Origin of the sequence: Niallia sp. RD1 (assembly GCF_024219955.1) — a bacterium.
GTDB lineage: Bacteria > Bacillota > Bacilli > Bacillales > Cytobacillaceae > Niallia > Niallia alba.
Map to the genome: position 1 here is coordinate 2,545,675 of NZ_CP100420.1, position 17,608 is coordinate 2,563,282.

Consider the following 17,608-nt stretch of genomic DNA (forward strand, 5'->3'; position numbering starts at 1 on the left):
GCATCCTATTGGCTTTTTTAGTTATCAGAATATTATAAACATCAATTTTGGTTTACCACTGGTAATTACTGGTTTCTTAACTTGATGACATTGGGAGCTGCCCCTGTTCCTTTACTGAAAAATGAAATGGAACATATTAGTTAGAGTGCTTTTCTTTTCTTTTTTGGAGATAGGATAAAATAGTTGTTTTTAATGAAGCATAGGACCCGATAGCAGAATAACCGTAAAACCAGCCCATAAATAAACCAGCAACGAGACTATGTCTATGACTGATAAAAACAGAGATGAATAATCCTAGAGCTAAGGCGATGGTTGGAACATACTTTTTGGGTATCTTTAAAAAAATCTTGAGTAGTTGGGTAATAATCATAACCACAGGGACAGCTATTACGGCGTCCCAAAAGTTTGTTTGAATAGTCGGGAAATCCATTAAATGCACCACCTTTTAAAAATTAGTATTCCATGTCCTTTTGTAACTAATACAAATAGGTAGTAATTTATACTCAAAAGCATGGAATAAACGGCTTTATGAAGAGCATATTAAATGCAGAGGTGGATAATTTAATGGAGAAAAATAAGATGGAGAAACGATTTTTAAAAGGGTTACTTATTGGGAATTTATTAATTCTACTACCTGTTTTATTTAGGAAGCCTCCAATAAAAGATTGGATATTTGTTTATTTGTATAATGCAGTCACAAATGGCTTAATTGATATGCTATTAACGTCCTATAAAGTAATTAGATATCCAGTTCGCTTTCTACCCAACTTATTCAAAATTCATATATTGTTTGATTTTTTAATTTATCCGACATTTACAGTTTTTTATAATCAGTTAACGAAGAAAGATAAACCTTTTGTTGTTTTATATAAATTAATTTTATTTACAATACCATTTTTATTTATCGAAATATGGGCGGAAAGAAAAACAAAGTTAATTAAATGGAAAAAAGGCTGGAAATGGTATCATACTTATTTTAGCATTATCCTTAAGTCACTTTTGACAAGATCGATTATCGAAGCACTAAGGAAAATGAAATTTTTAAGGTGACTAACAAGGTATACAAACGTTTATGAACTTACTAATAAGGGGAATATAAAATTTGCGAACTAAATCTTTCTATCTCATTTTAAAAGAAAACATAGTTATTTCGTCTTTTTTATTGTAAAATGGCGAAGTGGAATAGTGTATAAAACAGATGAATTGTGAATTAGTATTTAATACATACTGTACGTGATTAGGATAGTAATGGTAATCCTAAGAAAGGAAAGCAAATGACGAAAATCGTAAATATCATTCTTTTAATTAATGTTATAGGAATTGTTCTTTATGCAGCAGGGGTTCTTAATACGAATATATTCCGAGTGGAGTTTTTATCTTCTGGTGTTATTATGCTTCTTTTTGGTCTAAGAGATCTTGTAAGAGATGTAAAAAGAAGACGACGTTAAGCATCTTTTCTGAAAAAAGGGCAGGAAGGGAGCAAAAAATGAAGCCTATCTATCGATGGATGTATATTTTTTTAGGAACAATCTTTTTGATTTTAGGGATAATTGGAGTTTTTTTACCTTTGTTGCCAACTACCCCTTTCTTATTATTAACTTCCTTTTTCTATACGAGAGGTTCTGAGCGTATTAATAAGTGGTTTCGTTCTACTTCCTTTTATCGTGATTATGTGGAAGGATTCCGAAAAGGGGAACTGACGATAAAGCAAAAGATAAAAATTATTATCTCCTGTTATATTTGCTTAGCTATAAGTGCTATCTTTGTTGATCATTTATATACGAGGATTGTTTTAGGATGCATTGCGATTGTCCAAGCGATCTCCATGTTTATTATAAAGACGAAAAAAGAGAATCCGGAAGTAATTATAAAAAAATAGAAACAAATCGATGGATGGCCTTATTTAAGGAATCCTTTTTTGTGTTCTTCTCCAAATTTGCAACTAAAAATATGGCTCCTGTTGTTAATAGTTGAAAAGATTTCCTTTTTAATAGTAAAATATAAACACATAAGATATTGATTAAATCCCCATATTATTTCCTCAGCAATACCAACATTTCATTTTGGAGGTAAACATGAATAAAATTTCACAAGCAGAAGCAGTTAAATTAAAGAGTGTTCTTTCTAAAAGAATCCATGAACTAGAAGAGGAAATGGATAGAGTTGCTTTTGTGCAAATAGAAGCAGGTAAATCTATTCCGAAGCAAAAACGGACGATTCTTGATGTAGAGCAGGAAATAGAAGACGTACGTGCTGACTATCGATTGCTTGATAAGCTAATGTATCGTGCCAATATTGATAACGAAATAAGCTTTGAAAATACGAATATCTCAATAGTAGAAGCGATTGAGCTAGCAACACAGCTTCGTGCTAAAGCGAGAAAATATAAAGAGTTTGCGGCAGCGGAAAAGGAAGAATACGTCTATTCTTATGGTGAAACGGTCCAACTAATGAAGGTAGCAACGTTTGAACCAGAAGATTATCGTTTGAAAAGTCTTGAATGTGAAAGAAAAGCGAACCGCCTATCGAATTTAATTAACAGTAAAAACTATCAAATTGAACTAGATTTTGATGGAGAGAAATATTTTTAAATTTATGGCCTTGAATAGGTGAGACTCCTATTCAAGGATAGAAGGATTCCTCTCTTGGTGTACAAAGGTACGTTTACATGGTGCTGGCTAAACCAATGACCACTAACCCATTACTCGTTTACGCTTAACCCTTTACCCATGATTGCAATGGCGGTCGCAGACCATATTAGTCCTCTAAATCCTTCTATGAAGAAGCCAGTCAAAGAGTAGAATCTATTCTTTGGCTGGTTTTATTTTTGGATTAAACTTATTTTATGACTGTTTTTTGTCATGTTTGGTGCTAGTAAGCCGCAGCCTGAATACACTTCGCTTTCCATGGGGCGAGCGGCGAGCCTCCTCGGCACTTCGCCTCCGGGGTCTCAGACTGTCTCGCTAATCCCACAGGAGTTTACGTGTATTCAGGCTGCTTAGTATTCCTTAATAATTTATTCTAGTGAAATAACAATCATTTAGAAAACAACCTATCTAATAATAAAGGAGTTGAGTGGAAAGTGATTAGAATGGCAAGATTAAGAGATGCAGAGGAGATTTCTAGATTATGTGTCTAATTAGGTTATTTCGTATCAATGGAAGAGATGAATACTCGTGTGCTACGAATAACTGAGGCTAAAGATAATGCTATTTTTGTCTATGAAGAGATTGAGAATAAGCTCTTAGGATGGGTTCATGTTTTTGGTAAGTATCTAATTGAACTTGAGTATGCAGAAATTGGTGGATTAGATATAGATTGTAATGCTAGAAGACAGGGGATCGGCTTAAAATTAATGGGAAAATGTGAGATAGGGGCAATAGAAAATGGTTATCAAGAAATAAAATTACGTCTAGGCGAACAGAGAAAAGAAGCCCATAAATTTTATAAGAAAATTGGTTGTGATAAGATCAAAAGTCAACAACTTTTTTTATTGAAGTTATAATTATATCGTTTCTTTAGTTGGGAATAATAATGGAAAGGAGTTAATCTAATGACGAATATATGGGATCCAGAATACACGATAACAAAGGAACTAGCTTCGCAATTGATAGAGGAACAGTTTCCTATTAGTGTAGATTCTATTGAAGATATAGGGGAAGGGTTTGATAATACTATTTTCCGCGTCAATAAATGTTATACTTTTCGATTCCCGAGAAGAGAGATTGCGGTGAAACTTTTAAAAAGTGAATGGGAGCTATTACGGATTATCGCAGATCAACTGCCAGTACCCGTTCCGAAGCCGATTTTTTTAGGGACAGAAAGCCATGCCTTTCCAAGAATTTTTATAGGATATCATTATTTAGCTGGGAAAGCTCCTCAAGCGTTAACCAATGAAGAAAGATTAAAGATGATAAAGCCGTTATCGATGTTTTTGAAAAAATTGCATTCTCTTACAATAGACCGATTCCAGACGGTTCCATATGATGAATTCGATCGACTTCATATTGACAAAAGAAAATCCCGATTAATTGATGCTATTCAGAAACTGCAAAAATATGAAAATCTTTCTTTATTCGATTTAGCCGAAGACTATGCAAAGAACGTAACACATAATACAGTCCCAAACGTTACCGTATTGACGCATGGAGATTTGCACATTCGCAATATGCTTGTAAATGAAGAGAAGGAGCTTGCTGGAATGATTGATTGGGGTGATACACATATTGGTCATCCAGCTGTTGATTTATCCATTGCTTACAGTTTATTTCCTTCTGAAGGACAAAAGCAATTTTTCTCTATCTATGGGGAAGTACGGATTAACCCCCGAATTTTGGACAATAACTCTCTTATTCTTTCATTTCCTCAGTTTTTTATTTTATAGATTTCTTTCATTATTCTTCAAAAAGGCCATGTTGCTTGACATGGAGCCTCTGCGGGCATGATTCTCCTGCCAAGAAGCCAGCTGTTTTACAACATTGGCATCGCCGAACGAGGCTATCATGCCCGCCACTCCAAATCAAGCTGATGCTTTGAATGAATACATCCATTACACCCGAACCTCCTTGATCACCAATGAATCTTGTTTTTGATAGAATTCCTTTGGTGACAAATCTAGTATACTAGAATGCATACGTCTCTCGTTGTAGAACTCCATAAAATTCATGACTTCTTGATATGCTTCTGTGTAGGTTTCAAACTGCCATCTGGATAGGCAATCGTCCTCAAAAATGCGATGGAAAGACTCAATATGAGCATTCATATTTGGTGTTCTTGGTGGAATTCTTTCGTGCTCAATTTTGGAATCTTCACAAAACTTTTCAAAAGTATGGGAAATAAACTGCGGTCCATTGTCTGTTCGGATTACAGGTTTTTCCAATTCATCATATTGTTGGCGTTTTAATAATGCCCTTTTCAGTGTCTGTTTGACATCATCTCCAGTGCAACTTAATCCCATATGATAGGTAATGATGCCCCTGTCATAAACATCGATGATGGACATGACAAAGAAAAAGCGATCCTCACCTTCGATAAAGCCATATTTAATGTCAGCTTCCCATAGCTGATTAGATCTTGTAATAATGCGATTTCTTGCTAGTTTCCTAGGGTATGAGACTTTCTTTTGGCGCTGTGGGCGTAAGATGTCCAATTCTTTACAAATCCGGTATACTTTTTTCTTGTTAATTTTAAGTTTGTATTTTCGCCTTAAGACCTTAGTGAGTTTGCGATAACCATAGTTATAGCAATCACCGGCAATCTCTTCTAGTAGAAATTCTTTAATCTGTTCGTCTGATATCTTTTGACCGTCCTCTTGGATCGAATAACCTGGTGCTGGACGTCCCTCACTTACTTTTTTCTCCTCAACACGATAATTCTTTTGATAATAGTATGTGGATCGAGGAATACCTATGATTTTAAGCACCTTTGAAATCGAGTAGCCTTTTTGAATCCATTTGTTAGCTACTTCATGCTTTTCAGCAAGTGAGGGTTTTTCTTTTTTATAAGATCCCTCAGGATCGCTATTTCAAGGTCTTTTTCACCTAATAACATTTTAAGTTTTTCATTTTCTTTGGATAATTCTTTGGAGTCTATATCTGGCAGCACAGCCACATCTACTTCACCAAATTTACCATCTTTGTATTCACGAACCCAGCGACTAACCATATTGGGATTCAGATCATACCGGCGAGCTACAAGGGTATTCTTCCCTGTGTCTTGGGCTTCCTTGATGACTTGTAATTTAAATTCTTTAGAATGTTTTATTCGTTTCATGATGTCAGCCTCCTTGGTACATTAAGCAGTATAATAAATATTACTCTTATTGTCCAAGTTCATTTTGGGGCTTATGAGAGTAGATGATACTACGTTAAAACTAGCTCAGTTTAAAGCGATATTTACGATTGTATCCTTGCTTACCTACAGCATAGATAAAAAAGATAATGAACTTTATGAAGAAGGGAAAATCAGTTTATCTCTTGCTTTGTTAGGAGAATAGTTAAGGATGATTAAACATATTTTGTCTCCATATAAAATAACCGGACGATCAACTGAATGTTTACGCCCGGTTAATGCTTGAACTTTACACAAAACCAAGTACTGGATGCGGAATATATGGCTCTTCTAAGCTAGTAATTTCTTCTTGTGTCAATTGTAATGAAAGTGCCGCAGCGGCATCTTCTAGATGATGCAGTTTTGTTGCGCCAATAATAGGTGCGGTAACGGGTTCTTTTTGTAAAACCCATGCAAGTGCAACTTGTGCACGAGGCACGCCACGTTTTTCTGCCATTGCTTTTACGCGTTCCACGACTTGGCGATCCGCTGCTTCTGTGTGAGAATATAATGTTTTGCCAAATTCATCTGTTTCTTTGCGGGTACTTGTTTCTTCCCAATCTCTAGTTAAGCGACCACGTGCCATCGGGCTCCATGGGATGACTCCAATACCTTCTTCTTTACAGAGGGGCAGCATTTCTCGTTCTTCCTCACGGTAAAGAAGATTCAAGTAATTTTGCATTGATACGAAACGTGTCCAGCCATTCTTTTCCGCTATATGATTTGCTTTTAAAAATTGCCATGCATACATGGATGAAGCTCCGATATAACGGACTTTTCCAGCTTTAACAATATCGTGTAATGCTTCCATTGTTTCTTCAATTGGCGTTCCATAATCCCATCTATGTATCTGATAGAGATCCACATAATCTGTACCAAGTCTTTTTAAACTATTGTCAATTTCACTCATAATTGCTTTTCGGGAAAGTCCAGCACCATTAACACCTGGACGCATTCTGCCATGTACCTTTGTAGCAAGAACAACCTCATCGCGACTCGTAAAGTCACGTAATGCCCGTCCTACAATTTCTTCGCTTGAACCATCAGAGTAGACATTTGCGGTATCAAAAAAGTTAATGCCAAGCTCCAATGCTTTTTTGATAAATGGACGACTATCGCTTTCTGTTAATGTCCATGCATGACCACCACGATCGGGTTCCCCATAACTCATACAACCAAGACAAAGACGAGAGACTTCTAAACCAGTAGAACCTAATTTAACATAATCCATTTGCTACTCCTCCTTTTGGTTTCATTATAAAGTCCGTCTTTTGATATTGCGAGGGATATGAATTATGAATTTATGAAGAATTCTGTATTGCTAGAAATTTATTATAGGGTTGGATTTTGTGTTAAGATGCATTCTTTGTTTTTAGAAAGGTCATTCTTTGATAATATAAAAAGGTAAGAAATTAATTAAGCGCTGTTATATTACTTTGTTATAGCCATTGGGGGATTATAATGGATTGAAGTCTGTTTTGCTAAATATAAATCTAGTATTTAAATAGAGCCTTACAGTACTTTTAAAGAAATGTTAAAGGTTGTGATTTTTATCCTACAGTTTTTTACTATTTATGGGTTTTATTTGTTACCTGTTTATTGTATTATCTTCTGTTTAAACCTTGTATCTTTATTAAAGAAGATAAAAGAGGAAGATTATACAACCAAGAATACAATATGGTTAACCGTTTCTTTTATATTAATTATTATGACCATTGCTTCCCTTGCAGCTCTTGATTAAAATGGGTGGAGCTACGGGTAAAATCTAAAAGGAAACAAAGTCTCTGAATTTTATCAGTGTTCGTTTAAAGACAAAAGCAATTGGTACAAGAGGACACGAGAATTATAGAGATTGGCTTTTAATTGAGTTATTTAGTTGGATCTAATAAAAGATTAGAGCATTCAATCTAAGATTTGAATACTTAAAATAAAACAACCTATTAATTTACAGTTGACGTACTATATTAAATAATTGTAATATTAATATACAGTCTTAGAGTTAAGATTGTACACAATAAAAGTTATTAAACTCCAAAGGGGAGTAGCTAACAGTTATGTCGACAATACGTGATAATTTTATCACCGGCTTAACTGGCAACGTAAGTTGTTTGCGAGACCTTTGCCATTAGGTGAAGGGATATAAAATTAGAATTAGAGACCTTTACCAGTTTACGGTGAAGGTCTTTTTGTGTTTTAGGAGGAAAAAGAGCTGACCATCTACACGTTACATTCATTTTAATTTGTGAAAAAGGAGAAAAAATTTTTAAATGGACAGTGATGATCATAGGAAATTATCTATGTTATTTACATTTTTTGTTACCGTCAAACTATATCTAATTAGTATTGTAACCTTAGAAATAAATTACCCACCACGAAGGATTTCCATTCAATCGATGGTTACAACCCAATCTCAACAAACGGTAATGAATCATTACACTTTACCCCACTCTTAACGAACAGTAAGCCCCCCTCAAGCTTATGAGCCTACGAGGAAGCTAGGTGGGAGATCAACTGTCCGTAAAGGTCCGAGAGGTTCAACTAACCATCAGCGGGGGAGGAAGAAAGACCCCCACTGATGGAAGTTTCACTTTATAAATTAGGAGGAAGACGTTCATTGTTGAAAAACATTAAGAATTTTTTTGCAAGAAGTTTGCCGAATGTAGACTTAGTTTTAGAGAAAAACGAAGTGAGGCACGACGAAACTATTGCAGGGGATTTTTATATAAAAGGTGGAGCAAAGCAGCAAAAGTTAAAAAGGTTAGAGTGTATTTTGCTCAAGGTGTATAAAGATGAATTAAAAGAGACAGTAGAAACGGTAAAAACAATTCTTATGTCTAGGACATTACTAGCTAAAGAAAATGCTATGATCCCATTTACTTTTTTAGTATCTAAAGAAATGGAACCATCAACGGAGGAATTTACCTATAAATTGCATACAAATCTCTTTTTCGCTGAGAATAAGGTAAGTACAGACCATGATGAATTAGTAATAGTAAAAGAATAGAAAGATAGACTATCTTTTGGATAGAAAATCCAAAAGATGAACAATAATAATTTGGGACATTCATGAAAAAAGAGCCTCTATATGATTAAGAGGCTCCTACTAATATAATATTTAATTATTGATTTGACTGATTTTTATGTTTTATTTTGTTAAATGGTAAGGTACTGTTGTTATTACAACGTTTCTTCGATACAATAAAAATGTTCTAATCAATAAACTAGATTGATTATGAAGAATATTGTGCCAACCTTTCTTCGGTATGAATTGTGGAATGACCACCGTTACCTGGTAATTTCCTTCTTTTGCTTTATGCTCAACTGTATCAACAAATTTTCTAAGTGGGTTAATGATACTTCGGTAATAAGAGTGAAGTGTCACAAGCCTAATTTCAGGTTGCCATTTTGCCCATTTCGCTTCGAAAATTTTTTCTTCTTCTCTCTCAAAAGAAACATAAACAGCAATAATTTGTTCTGGTTTAAGTGATTTAGCGTAATTTAGGGTATTCTCTACTACGTGAGTCATTCCTGCTACAGGTACAATCATCACATTCCCTTGAATAGTTAAAGCCGGTTCACAAGTAGTAAGTCTAAGCTGGTCACCAACTGCTAAATAGTGTTTATTTATTTTATGAAAGATAAACACAATGATAGGCAAGAAAATTAATATGGACCATATCTGTGAGAATTTTGTTAAAAAGAATACCATTGTAACGATAAAACTTATTAAAGCACCAACTGTATTAATAATAAATTTGGGAACCCACCCCTTTGGTTTTTCTCTAAGCCACTTAACCATCATTCCACTTTGTGACAAGGTGAATGGGAGGAAAACCCCAACAGCATAAAGCGGAATTAGATGCTCTGTTTTAGCATTAAAAACTAGGATTAGAAGGATTGAAGCTAGACCCAAGATTATTATTCCATTTGAATAACCTAGACGGTCTCCTCTGATTAGGAACATCCTCGGAACAAATTTATCTTTAGCAAGATTAACTGCAAGTAGTGGAAATGCAGAATATCCAGTGTTGGCAGCAAGAATTAGAATCAAGGCCGTTGTTACTTGAATAAAGAAATACATAAAATTACGTCCGAAAACTCCCTCTGCTATTTGGGAAACAACAGTTACTTCTGCTTTAGGAGTAATTCCGTAATAATAGGCCAAAGTTACAATTCCAGTAAATAATACTGCAAGCAAAGCTCCCATCAATAATAGGGTTTTAGCAGCGTTGTTAGGCGCAGGTTTTTTGAAATTAGGAATCGCATTTGATATAGCTTCAACACCTGTTAAAGCAGAACTTCCTGAAGCAAAGGCTTTTAATAAAATAAATAAACTGATTCCCGCAACTGGTGTACCAATTGGTGTATGAAGTTCAGATGAAACATTTCCGGTCAGTATATTATAGACACCTACGCCAATCAAAATAAACAATGCTAAGACGAATAAGTAAACAGGATAAGCTAAAATAGAAGCGGATTCAGTCACGCCTCTTAAATTTAAAACAGTTAGAAGAAGGACAAATGCAATCGCAATCTCTACATTGTAGTTATGTAAAGCAGGAAATGCAGATGTAATTGCATCAGTACCAGCAGAGACACTTACCGCAACGGTTAAGATATAATCTACTAATAAGGAACCACCAGCAATTAATCCAGGATTTACACCTAAATTGCTTTTTGACACCATATAAGCACCGCCGCCATTTGGATAAGCAAAGATGATTTGTCTATAGGATAATATAAGTGCACTTAAAAGAATTAATACCCCTATAGCTATTGGAATGGAGTACCAAAACGCAGCTGCACTTATTGTTATTAAAACAATCAAAATTTGTTCAGGACCATACGCAACCGATGATAAAGCATCGGAAGAGAGAATGGCTAAAGCTTTTGTTTTATTCAGTTTTTGTTCACCTAGTTCATATGATTTTAATGGACGTCCAATTAAAAATCTTTTAATAGCTCCAAACATGCAAATCCACCGCCTGTTAGTATGTCTTATTAATATTTACCTCAAATAAAGTCGTTACTCATATATTTATTATTTAAATAAAAAAGCCTACAAGCCAGTATTAATAGACCTGTAGGCACGTTAATTTTCTTGTGTCACAAGTTCCACCTTCCTTCTCATATAAACGCTTACGAGGTTAGCTGTTGGATTCGGGCCTTGAGTAGCCCTACCTAAAAAGGATTCACCCCATGGGATTAACTAATATAATACCCAGTAAAGAATGGTTCCCCCGTACCTTATGGTTTCAGCGATTTAGAAATTTGAAACAATGAAATTATCATACTCCCGCGTGTGGGAATTGTAAATAGTTTTTTAGAGTAATATTCGAAGGAGCTGGAAATGCTAATAGTAAAAATTGCTTTTATTTTCGTTACAAAATAAAAGTTGATGTAAAAGGAGGATTTCATGAAGAAAGAAAACAAACCTATAATCTCGGATGAATTTTTAGATAAATTAGCTGAAGAAATTAATCAATTATACGGAGAGTCAGCAGAGGAAGAAAGCGAGGACTATAAAAATAATGGTTAATCAAAAAAGTTATTTGAGATAAAGACAAACTCGGTATGAATTGCCCCTTCATTAATATTTATAAACGTCTAAAACCTTGATACATAAGGGGAAGACGTTTTTTTATTAATTTAGTTGAATAAGGATAAAAATTAGATATTTCCACAAACTAAAGTGAATAACACTTTAAGGGAGTAATAGAATGATTAAAAAAGAATTGCTAGAATGCCTTCAAGAAAATATTAGCAATATAAAGAATACATTTCATCATACAACTGACCTTATCGTAAGAAAGATAAAGACTGGATTCGAAAATTCTTTTGATATCAACATTGTCTATTTGGATGGAATTATTGATACAGACCTCGTACAAGAATATGTTGTCAAACCATTATTAGAGCCGTTTAAGACTGTAGAATTTAAGGAATCTATTATTGATCAAATGATTGAAAGGATTTTTGAAACGGTTGATGTGCAAACCACATGCCAGTACAAAGACTTAATAGATGCTATCGTACAAGGAAATACTATAATATTGATTAATGGTTACCGAAAAGGGATTATCATACCATCCGCTAAGTGGAAGGAAAGAAGTCTTGAAGAATCACTAGGAGAAAGGTCTCCAAAGGGACCGGTCATTGGGCTAACGGAACAAATGAAAACAAATATCAATTTGTTAAGAAGTACAATAAAAACTCCCGATTTTTGTGTACAAACGATGGAATTTGGGACAATCTCCAAAACAACAGTTTCAATATTATTTATAGAAGGTATTGTTGATAAAGGAATTTTACTAGAAGTACGAAAAAGGCTAGAAAGTCTAAAAATAAAGTATGTACTAAATTCAAAAGTTGTAGAAGATGTATTAGAAGGAAAACCAAGGACAATTTTTAATTTGGCAAGAACTTCAGGAAGAATAGATGGAGTTGTATCCTCCTTATATGAAGGAAGAGTAATCATACTAGTAGATGGCATTCCTCATGCTATCATTACTCCCACGCTTTTTATGGATTTATTTCAGTCACCAGATGAATATCACTTAAAAATGGGGCGGTTTACAAATCGAATATTAAGAATGATTTGCTTCATTCTTTCTGTATATTTACCTGGTATTTATATTGCAATAGCAAATTTTCATCAAGAAAATATACCTGACAAGATTTCAAAGGCACTTATATCTAAAGGTGAGTTATTACCAACCTTTTGGGAAATTGCTATTCTTTTATTTTTCATTCGAATATTATTAGATGCTTCCTTTCGTATTCCAAAAAATGCAGTAATTTTGCTTTCCTTAATCGGAACAATCGTAGTAGAAAAAACAGCAGTTACAGCAAAGCTAGTACATCCAGTTAGTCTCATATTAGTAGGTATAACAACTATTTCTAGTTTACTCCTTGCTAACAGAGGAATGCTTACTGCAGAAAATACTTTAAGACCTCTTTTTTTGATTATTGCTAATTTTATGGATTTAACGGATTAATCATCTCTGCAACCAATCAAATAATTTATATGGTAAGCATTAAATCTTTAGGTGTGCCCTATCTATCTCCTTTGATTCCGTTTAGAATACAAGAATTGAAAGATACAATCTATAGGGGAGATTTACAGACACTCATTAATAGCAAACATACTTATAAAGATGATTAATTATTTGTAAATGGTTAACGATTTGCAGAGAACATTAAAACATTAACTAATATGAGTTGATTTATCCTAATCTTGCTTTTTATCTAATTTCAAACATAAATGTAGATGCGTTCGTTTAGACAATCTCACCATTTATAGCGAGGATGAATAAACAACCTCTTGGTAGGTGAGAGTCTTGAAAGCTAGCGTTAAGGAAATTTCTCAAATACCATGAGGAGGAAATTGTTAATCATATTATTGGCTTTATATGGCGTCCTCTGCCATGAGGGATACATAAAGGTGTCCCGAAGAGGGGATCTGTCGTTACTTCACAATCAAGATTAAAAACGTCTTTAACTACCTTTGATGTAATCACTTCTTCTGGTTTTCCCTGAATATAAACAGACCGGTCCTTAATAGCAATCAGATGATCTGCATAGCGGCATGCTAGGTTTATGTCATGAAGAACCATCACAATCGTGCGGTTTTCCTTTTCATTTAATTCAAATAATAGGTCTAAAACCTCAATTTGGTGCGTCATATCTAAATAGGTAGTCGGTTCATCCAACAATATTATATTTGTATTTTGTGCAAGAGTCATTGCGATCCAGGCACGTTGTCTCTGGCCCCCCGATAAGGAATCCACTGGGCGTTCACCCAATGCCAACATACCAGTCACTTCAAGAGCATTATTGACAATTTGTTCATCTTCCTCAGACCATTGTCGGTACCATTTTTGGTATGGATAACGTCCTTGCTTCACCAATTGAAATACCGTTAGTCCTTCTGGAGCAACTGGACCTTGTGGAAGAATGGCTAATTGTTTAGCAATTTCTTTCGTGGAAAGCTTAGAAATCATCTCTTTTTCAATTAAAATGGAGCCTGACTGCGGTTTTAATAAGCGTGCTAATGAACGAAGAAGTGTTGATTTTCCACATCCATTACTTCCAATAAATACTGTAATCTCGCCTTTTGGAATCTGTAAATCTAGTTCATCTATGATGACTGTATCCCCATATGATAAAATTAGTGATTTTGTCTCTAATATTGCCATTTGATAATTGCTCCTTTCTATGCATTTCGTTGTTTATATAAAAGAAAGATGAAGTATGGAGCCCCAATTGTAGCGGTAAAAATTCCTGCAGGAACTTCAATCGGCAAAAATAAAGTACGGCCGATCGTATCTGCAATTAGTACTAAAATTGCCCCGATAAAAGCAGATAATGGCAATAACGCACCAAAAGATGAACCAACAAGCTTTCGAGCTATATGAGGTGCCATCAATCCAACGAACCCAATTCCACCTGCAAATGCTACAGCAGTCCCAATTAAAGCAGTACAAATGAGTAGTAATACGAAACGCTGCTGCTGTACTTTAGAACCTAATCCAATCGCTATCTCTTCCCCGAGATCTTGAATGTTTACAGTTCTAATCATAATGAATGATATCATTAGTAAAATTAAAATAATAGGAGCGGCAATCTGGATATTGCCCCAATTTGCGGCATAAACAGAACCAGTAATCCAAATGTTTGCCTGACTAACCTGATAAATTGGGCCTAAAATCATGAACAAAGTAGTTAATGATTTTGTTAATGCCCATAGCCCGATCCCAACCAGAACAAGGCGCACAGGTGAAACACCTTTCTTCCATGCAAGGAGATAGAGTAGAAACGCTACCAAAGTGGCACCAATAAAAGCTGCTAGCGGCATCCAACTAATGCTTATTGTCAAAGAGTGATTCATATCACTAAACAAAGCTAGAAATAGGACGACAGCTACTGAAGCGCCACCTGTTATACCGATGATATCGGGGGAAGCCAGCGGATTCCGTACAACAGACTGTAAAATGGCTCCTGCCACTGCTAAACTCATCCCGACTAATATGGATAAGAGAATTCTTGGCATTCGGAAAGATTGGACAATCAAGGTGTCGAAATCTGAACCATGTCCTAATAAAATAGTAACAATTTCCCAAGGTGGAATAAATTCTTCGCCTATACCTGCACTTATGAAGAATATAACAAGCAGAAAAATAAAAAAAGTAGAAATAAGGAATAATGATTTACTATCAAATAAAAAGGAAATATGATTCTTGGCTACTCTAAAAGATGTATATTTCTTCATGAATCCTTACCTCCTTTTCGAGCTATGTAAATAAAGAACGGTGTGCCGATGATAGCAGTCATGATGCCTACAGGTACTTCTTGAGGCATGACGATGTACCTGGCGCCAATATCTGCAAGCAATAGTAAGATTCCTCCAGTGATTCCGCAATAAGGAAGAATCCAGCGATAATCATTACCTACCAGCCATTTTACGATGTGTGGCACAACAATACCAATAAAACCAATTGGACCAGCGACTGCAACTGAAGCTCCTGAAAGGAAGATAACTGAAATTCCAATCAGCAATTTCAACGCACCAGTTCGTTGCCCAAGTCCTTTTGCAACATCTTCTCCCATGGTCAAAATATTTATCTTATTCGAAATTAAAAATGCCATTAAGCTCCCGGCAATAAGATAAGGTAAGACAGAGAATAAAATCTTTAAACTTCTTCCTTGGACGGAACCAGCCATCCAAAATAACACTTCCTCCAAGGCAGATTCATTCATTACTAAAAATCCTTGTGCCATGGATGAAAACAATGCTGCCATCGCAGCTCCGGCTAGTGTTAATTTAATGGGTGTTAGTCCCTCACGCCCCAATGATCCCAGAAAATAAACAATGACAGAGGTAACTGTTGCCCCTAAAAAAGCGAGCCAAGCAAATGCCTGTAACGAAGTTATCGATAAGAACATAAGTCCTAAAATGACAAAAAAACTGGCACCTGAATTAACGCCCAGTATATCTGGAGAAGCCAGTGGGTTTTTAGTCAAAGCCTGTAGTAGAGCCCCGGCAATCGCTAAACTACTGCCTACGACTGTTCCAATTAATGCCCTTGGAAGGCGGATTTCTTTAATAATAATATGCTCATTTGAACCATTGAAATGCTGAAAAGCTTGTATGGCCGTTTTGAAGCTAGTATCTGTATAACCTAGTACAATACTAAAAATGAAAATGATACATAATAATAATGAACCGATTACAAGTCCAGTAATTCTCCTTCCATTATTCGTTAGTAACATGTAGTTTTTCTCCTCTAATAGTTTCTATATTTTAGTTTATGAGAAGTAGAAAAGGCTGTCAATGATTATGAAAATCATTTTCAATTAACAATTGACATATTTTTCTTTATAACATAACATCTAATTGTAAATGAATATCATTATCAAATATGGAGGTAACACAATTGCTTACATACTTTAAACAACAGCGTTTTATTTCAATGATTGCAGCACTGCTGGTAGTTGCACTTTTAACACTGACAGGCTGCGAAAATACAGAGAAAGAAGCATCAGTAAAAAATGAGCCCTCAAGCCAATCAAACGCCTCAAAAAGCAAATCTTATACGATTGAACATGCAATGGGAACTACAGAAATTAAAGGGACACCAAAGCGTGTTGTCGTTTTAACTAATGAAGGAACAGAGGCGCTTTTAGCATTAGGGATCAAGCCAGTTGGAGCCGTACAATCATGGTTGGGGGATCCTTGGTATGATCATATTAAAAGTGATATGGATGGTGTGGAAGTAGTAGGGGTAGAACATGAAGTCAATTTAGAAAAAATCGCTGCTTTAAAACCTGATTTGATTATAGGAAGTAAAATCCGTCAAGAAGCAGTTTATAGTAAATTAAGTGCTATTGCTCCTACTGTTTTTTCCGAGACATTAAGGGGAGATTGGAAAGAGAATTTTGAATTATATGCAAAATCGTTAAATCGAGAAGAAGAAGGGAAATTAGTTTTAAGTGATTTCGATAATCATGTTTCAGAAGTGAAAGAAAAACTGGGGGATAAAGTGAATCAAGAAGTTTCCGTTGTTCGGTTTATGTCTGGAACTTCCCGTATATATTATACAGACTCTTTTTCAGGTGTCATTTTAGATGAATTAGGATTCAAGCGTGCTGAACAGCAAAAAGACCTTTTCACTGCTGATAACCAGCTTGGTAATCTGGCTATTGAAGTAGGAAAAGAGGTTATCCCTAAAATGGATGCAGATATACTTTTCTACTTTACATACGCTCCAGATGGTGATCGAAAAGCCTTGGATACTGCCAAAGAATGGACAAGTGATTCTTTGTGGAAGAACTTAAATGTAGTGAAAGAAGGAAATGCACATGAAGTAAGTGATGCAGTATGGAATACTGCAGGCGGTGTAATTGCAGCAAATCAAATGTTAGACGAGTTAGAAGATATTATGTTAAATAAATAAGTTCTTAGATTAATACGGTATTCTAATTATTGGTTTTAGTAGTAAGTAGGTTGTCTGTTTATAGTTCTCAAAAAAGGGAGATTTTTTATATTACTCCTAATACTTGTAAGGGAAAGTAACTCTAATACCTTATTTAATGTATAAATCTTAAATAGATGATGATTTTTGATTTGAATAATTATGATATAGCAAAAAATTTAGTCTGTTGCCACTAGGTAACTGACTTTTATTTCACCTATTTAGAATTCAACTTGACAATAAATTTTGAATTGGTATACTAAAACCATTATTGAAATTGATAATCATTATCATCTTTGTTTTTG

At 34.9% G+C, this 17,608-nt stretch carries 19 protein-coding genes, 1 pseudogene and 1 riboswitch; of the genes and pseudogenes, 12 read left to right on the forward strand and 8 right to left on the reverse strand.

Going from position 1 to position 17,608, the window contains the following annotated elements:
• Window positions 1-136: 136 nt before the first annotated feature.
• Complete coding sequence (locus NKG37_RS12125) at window positions 137-430, reverse strand: hypothetical protein (RefSeq protein WP_016201844.1); 294 nt, start codon at window positions 428-430, stop codon at window positions 137-139.
• Between the two features lie 134 nt (window positions 431-564).
• Between NKG37_RS12125 and NKG37_RS12130 the strand changes: the two genes are divergently transcribed.
• The 6 genes from NKG37_RS12130 (at window position 565) to NKG37_RS12155 (ending at window position 4,384) form a co-directional block, all read left to right on the forward strand.
• Window positions 565-1,050: a CBO0543 family protein gene (locus NKG37_RS12130; RefSeq protein WP_016201845.1), complete on the forward strand. Its 486-nt coding sequence runs from the start codon at window positions 565-567 to the stop codon at window positions 1,048-1,050.
• 224 nt (window positions 1,051-1,274) lie between these two features.
• On the forward strand, window positions 1,275-1,448 hold the full coding sequence (locus tag NKG37_RS12135; RefSeq protein WP_156827736.1) for a hypothetical protein: 174 nt from the start codon (window positions 1,275-1,277) through the stop codon (window positions 1,446-1,448).
• Between the two features lie 38 nt (window positions 1,449-1,486).
• On the forward strand, window positions 1,487-1,879 hold the full coding sequence (locus tag NKG37_RS12140; protein ID WP_016201846.1) for a DUF454 family protein: 393 nt from the start codon (window positions 1,487-1,489) through the stop codon (window positions 1,877-1,879).
• Between the two features lie 196 nt (window positions 1,880-2,075).
• Complete coding sequence (locus tag NKG37_RS12145; protein WP_016201847.1) at window positions 2,076-2,591, forward strand: hypothetical protein; 516 nt, start codon at window positions 2,076-2,078, stop codon at window positions 2,589-2,591.
• 566 nt (window positions 2,592-3,157) lie between these two features.
• Window positions 3,158-3,505 (forward strand): GNAT family N-acetyltransferase, encoded by a 348-nt coding sequence (locus NKG37_RS12150; RefSeq protein WP_101730408.1) that lies wholly within the window; start codon window positions 3,158-3,160, stop codon window positions 3,503-3,505.
• Window positions 3,506-3,553: 48 nt separating this feature from the next.
• Complete coding sequence (locus tag NKG37_RS12155; RefSeq protein WP_254416270.1) at window positions 3,554-4,384, forward strand: phosphotransferase; 831 nt, start codon at window positions 3,554-3,556, stop codon at window positions 4,382-4,384.
• Here the strand turns inward: NKG37_RS12155 and NKG37_RS26080 are convergent.
• Both NKG37_RS26080 and NKG37_RS12160 read right to left on the reverse strand, forming a co-directional pair.
• Window positions 4,379-4,504: a hypothetical protein gene (locus tag NKG37_RS26080; RefSeq protein ID WP_263479876.1), complete on the reverse strand. Its 126-nt coding sequence runs from the start codon at window positions 4,502-4,504 to the stop codon at window positions 4,379-4,381. The genes NKG37_RS12155 and NKG37_RS26080 overlap by 6 nt on opposite strands.
• Before the next feature lie 45 nt (window positions 4,505-4,549).
• Window positions 4,550-5,772, reverse strand: a protein-coding gene (locus NKG37_RS12160; RefSeq protein ID WP_173026407.1) for an IS3 family transposase whose coding sequence is annotated in 2 segments (ribosomal slippage) — window positions 4,550-5,484 and window positions 5,484-5,772 — 1,224 coding nt in all. Because the reading frame shifts where the segments join, the coding sequence is not laid out codon by codon here.
• A 73-nt stretch (window positions 5,773-5,845) separates the two neighbouring features.
• Here NKG37_RS12160 and NKG37_RS12165 point away from each other — a divergent pair.
• Window positions 5,846-5,995 carry a hypothetical protein gene (locus tag NKG37_RS12165; protein ID WP_254416271.1) on the forward strand — a complete coding sequence of 50 codons (150 nt, stop codon included), beginning with the start codon at window positions 5,846-5,848 and terminating at the stop codon, window positions 5,993-5,995.
• Window positions 5,996-6,079: 84 nt separating this feature from the next.
• Here NKG37_RS12165 and NKG37_RS12170 read toward each other — a convergent pair whose 3' ends face one another.
• Window positions 6,080-7,060, reverse strand: coding sequence for an aldo/keto reductase (locus NKG37_RS12170; protein ID WP_101730407.1), 981 nt, complete (start codon window positions 7,058-7,060; stop codon window positions 6,080-6,082).
• 300 nt (window positions 7,061-7,360) lie between these two features.
• On the opposite strand from NKG37_RS12170, the gene NKG37_RS12175 reads away from it, so the two are divergent.
• Together NKG37_RS12175 and NKG37_RS12180 are read left to right on the forward strand one after the other, a co-directional pair.
• Window positions 7,361-7,570 carry a hypothetical protein gene (locus NKG37_RS12175; protein WP_254416272.1) on the forward strand — a complete coding sequence of 70 codons (210 nt, stop codon included), beginning with the start codon at window positions 7,361-7,363 and terminating at the stop codon, window positions 7,568-7,570.
• 873 nt (window positions 7,571-8,443) lie between these two features.
• Window positions 8,444-8,833, forward strand: a complete 390-nt coding sequence (locus NKG37_RS12180; RefSeq protein WP_254416273.1) for a sporulation protein — start codon at window positions 8,444-8,446, stop codon at window positions 8,831-8,833.
• Window positions 8,834-8,974: 141 nt separating this feature from the next.
• Here NKG37_RS12180 and NKG37_RS12185 read toward each other — a convergent pair whose 3' ends face one another.
• A complete protein-coding gene (locus NKG37_RS12185; protein ID WP_169188047.1) occupies window positions 8,975-10,801 on the reverse strand; it encodes an APC family permease in 1,827 nt (608 codons plus the stop codon).
• Between the two features lie 149 nt (window positions 10,802-10,950).
• Window positions 10,951-11,100, reverse strand: a riboswitch (cyclic di-AMP (ydaO/yuaA leader).
• 145 nt (window positions 11,101-11,245) lie between these two features.
• Between NKG37_RS12185 and NKG37_RS12190 the strand changes: the two genes are divergently transcribed.
• Window positions 11,246-11,368, forward strand: a complete 123-nt coding sequence (locus tag NKG37_RS12190) for a bacitracin ABC transporter ATP-binding protein (protein WP_254416274.1) — start codon at window positions 11,246-11,248, stop codon at window positions 11,366-11,368.
• Between the two features lie 181 nt (window positions 11,369-11,549).
• A pseudogene (locus NKG37_RS12195) lies at window positions 11,550-12,994 on the forward strand (spore germination protein).
• Window positions 12,995-13,223: 229 nt separating this feature from the next.
• On the opposite strand, the gene NKG37_RS12200 reads toward NKG37_RS12195, so the two are convergent.
• From NKG37_RS12200 to NKG37_RS12210, 3 genes are read right to left on the reverse strand one after another with little or no spacing between them, the layout of a single operon-like run.
• Window positions 13,224-14,027: an ABC transporter ATP-binding protein gene (locus NKG37_RS12200; RefSeq protein WP_169188048.1), complete on the reverse strand. Its 804-nt coding sequence runs from the start codon at window positions 14,025-14,027 to the stop codon at window positions 13,224-13,226.
• A gap of 17 nt (window positions 14,028-14,044) precedes the next feature.
• Complete coding sequence (locus NKG37_RS12205) at window positions 14,045-15,100, reverse strand: FecCD family ABC transporter permease (protein WP_016201856.1); 1,056 nt, start codon at window positions 15,098-15,100, stop codon at window positions 14,045-14,047.
• The gene (locus NKG37_RS12210) at window positions 15,097-16,101 is read right to left on the reverse strand and encodes a FecCD family ABC transporter permease (protein WP_254416275.1); all 1,005 of its coding nucleotides are present in this window, start codon (window positions 16,099-16,101) and stop codon (window positions 15,097-15,099) included. Before NKG37_RS12210 ends, NKG37_RS12205 begins: the two co-directional genes overlap by 4 nt.
• A gap of 200 nt (window positions 16,102-16,301) precedes the next feature.
• On the opposite strand from NKG37_RS12210, the gene NKG37_RS12215 reads away from it, so the two are divergent.
• A complete protein-coding gene (locus tag NKG37_RS12215; RefSeq protein WP_156827737.1) occupies window positions 16,302-17,285 on the forward strand; it encodes an ABC transporter substrate-binding protein in 984 nt (327 codons plus the stop codon).
• Window positions 17,286-17,608 lie beyond the last annotated feature (323 nt).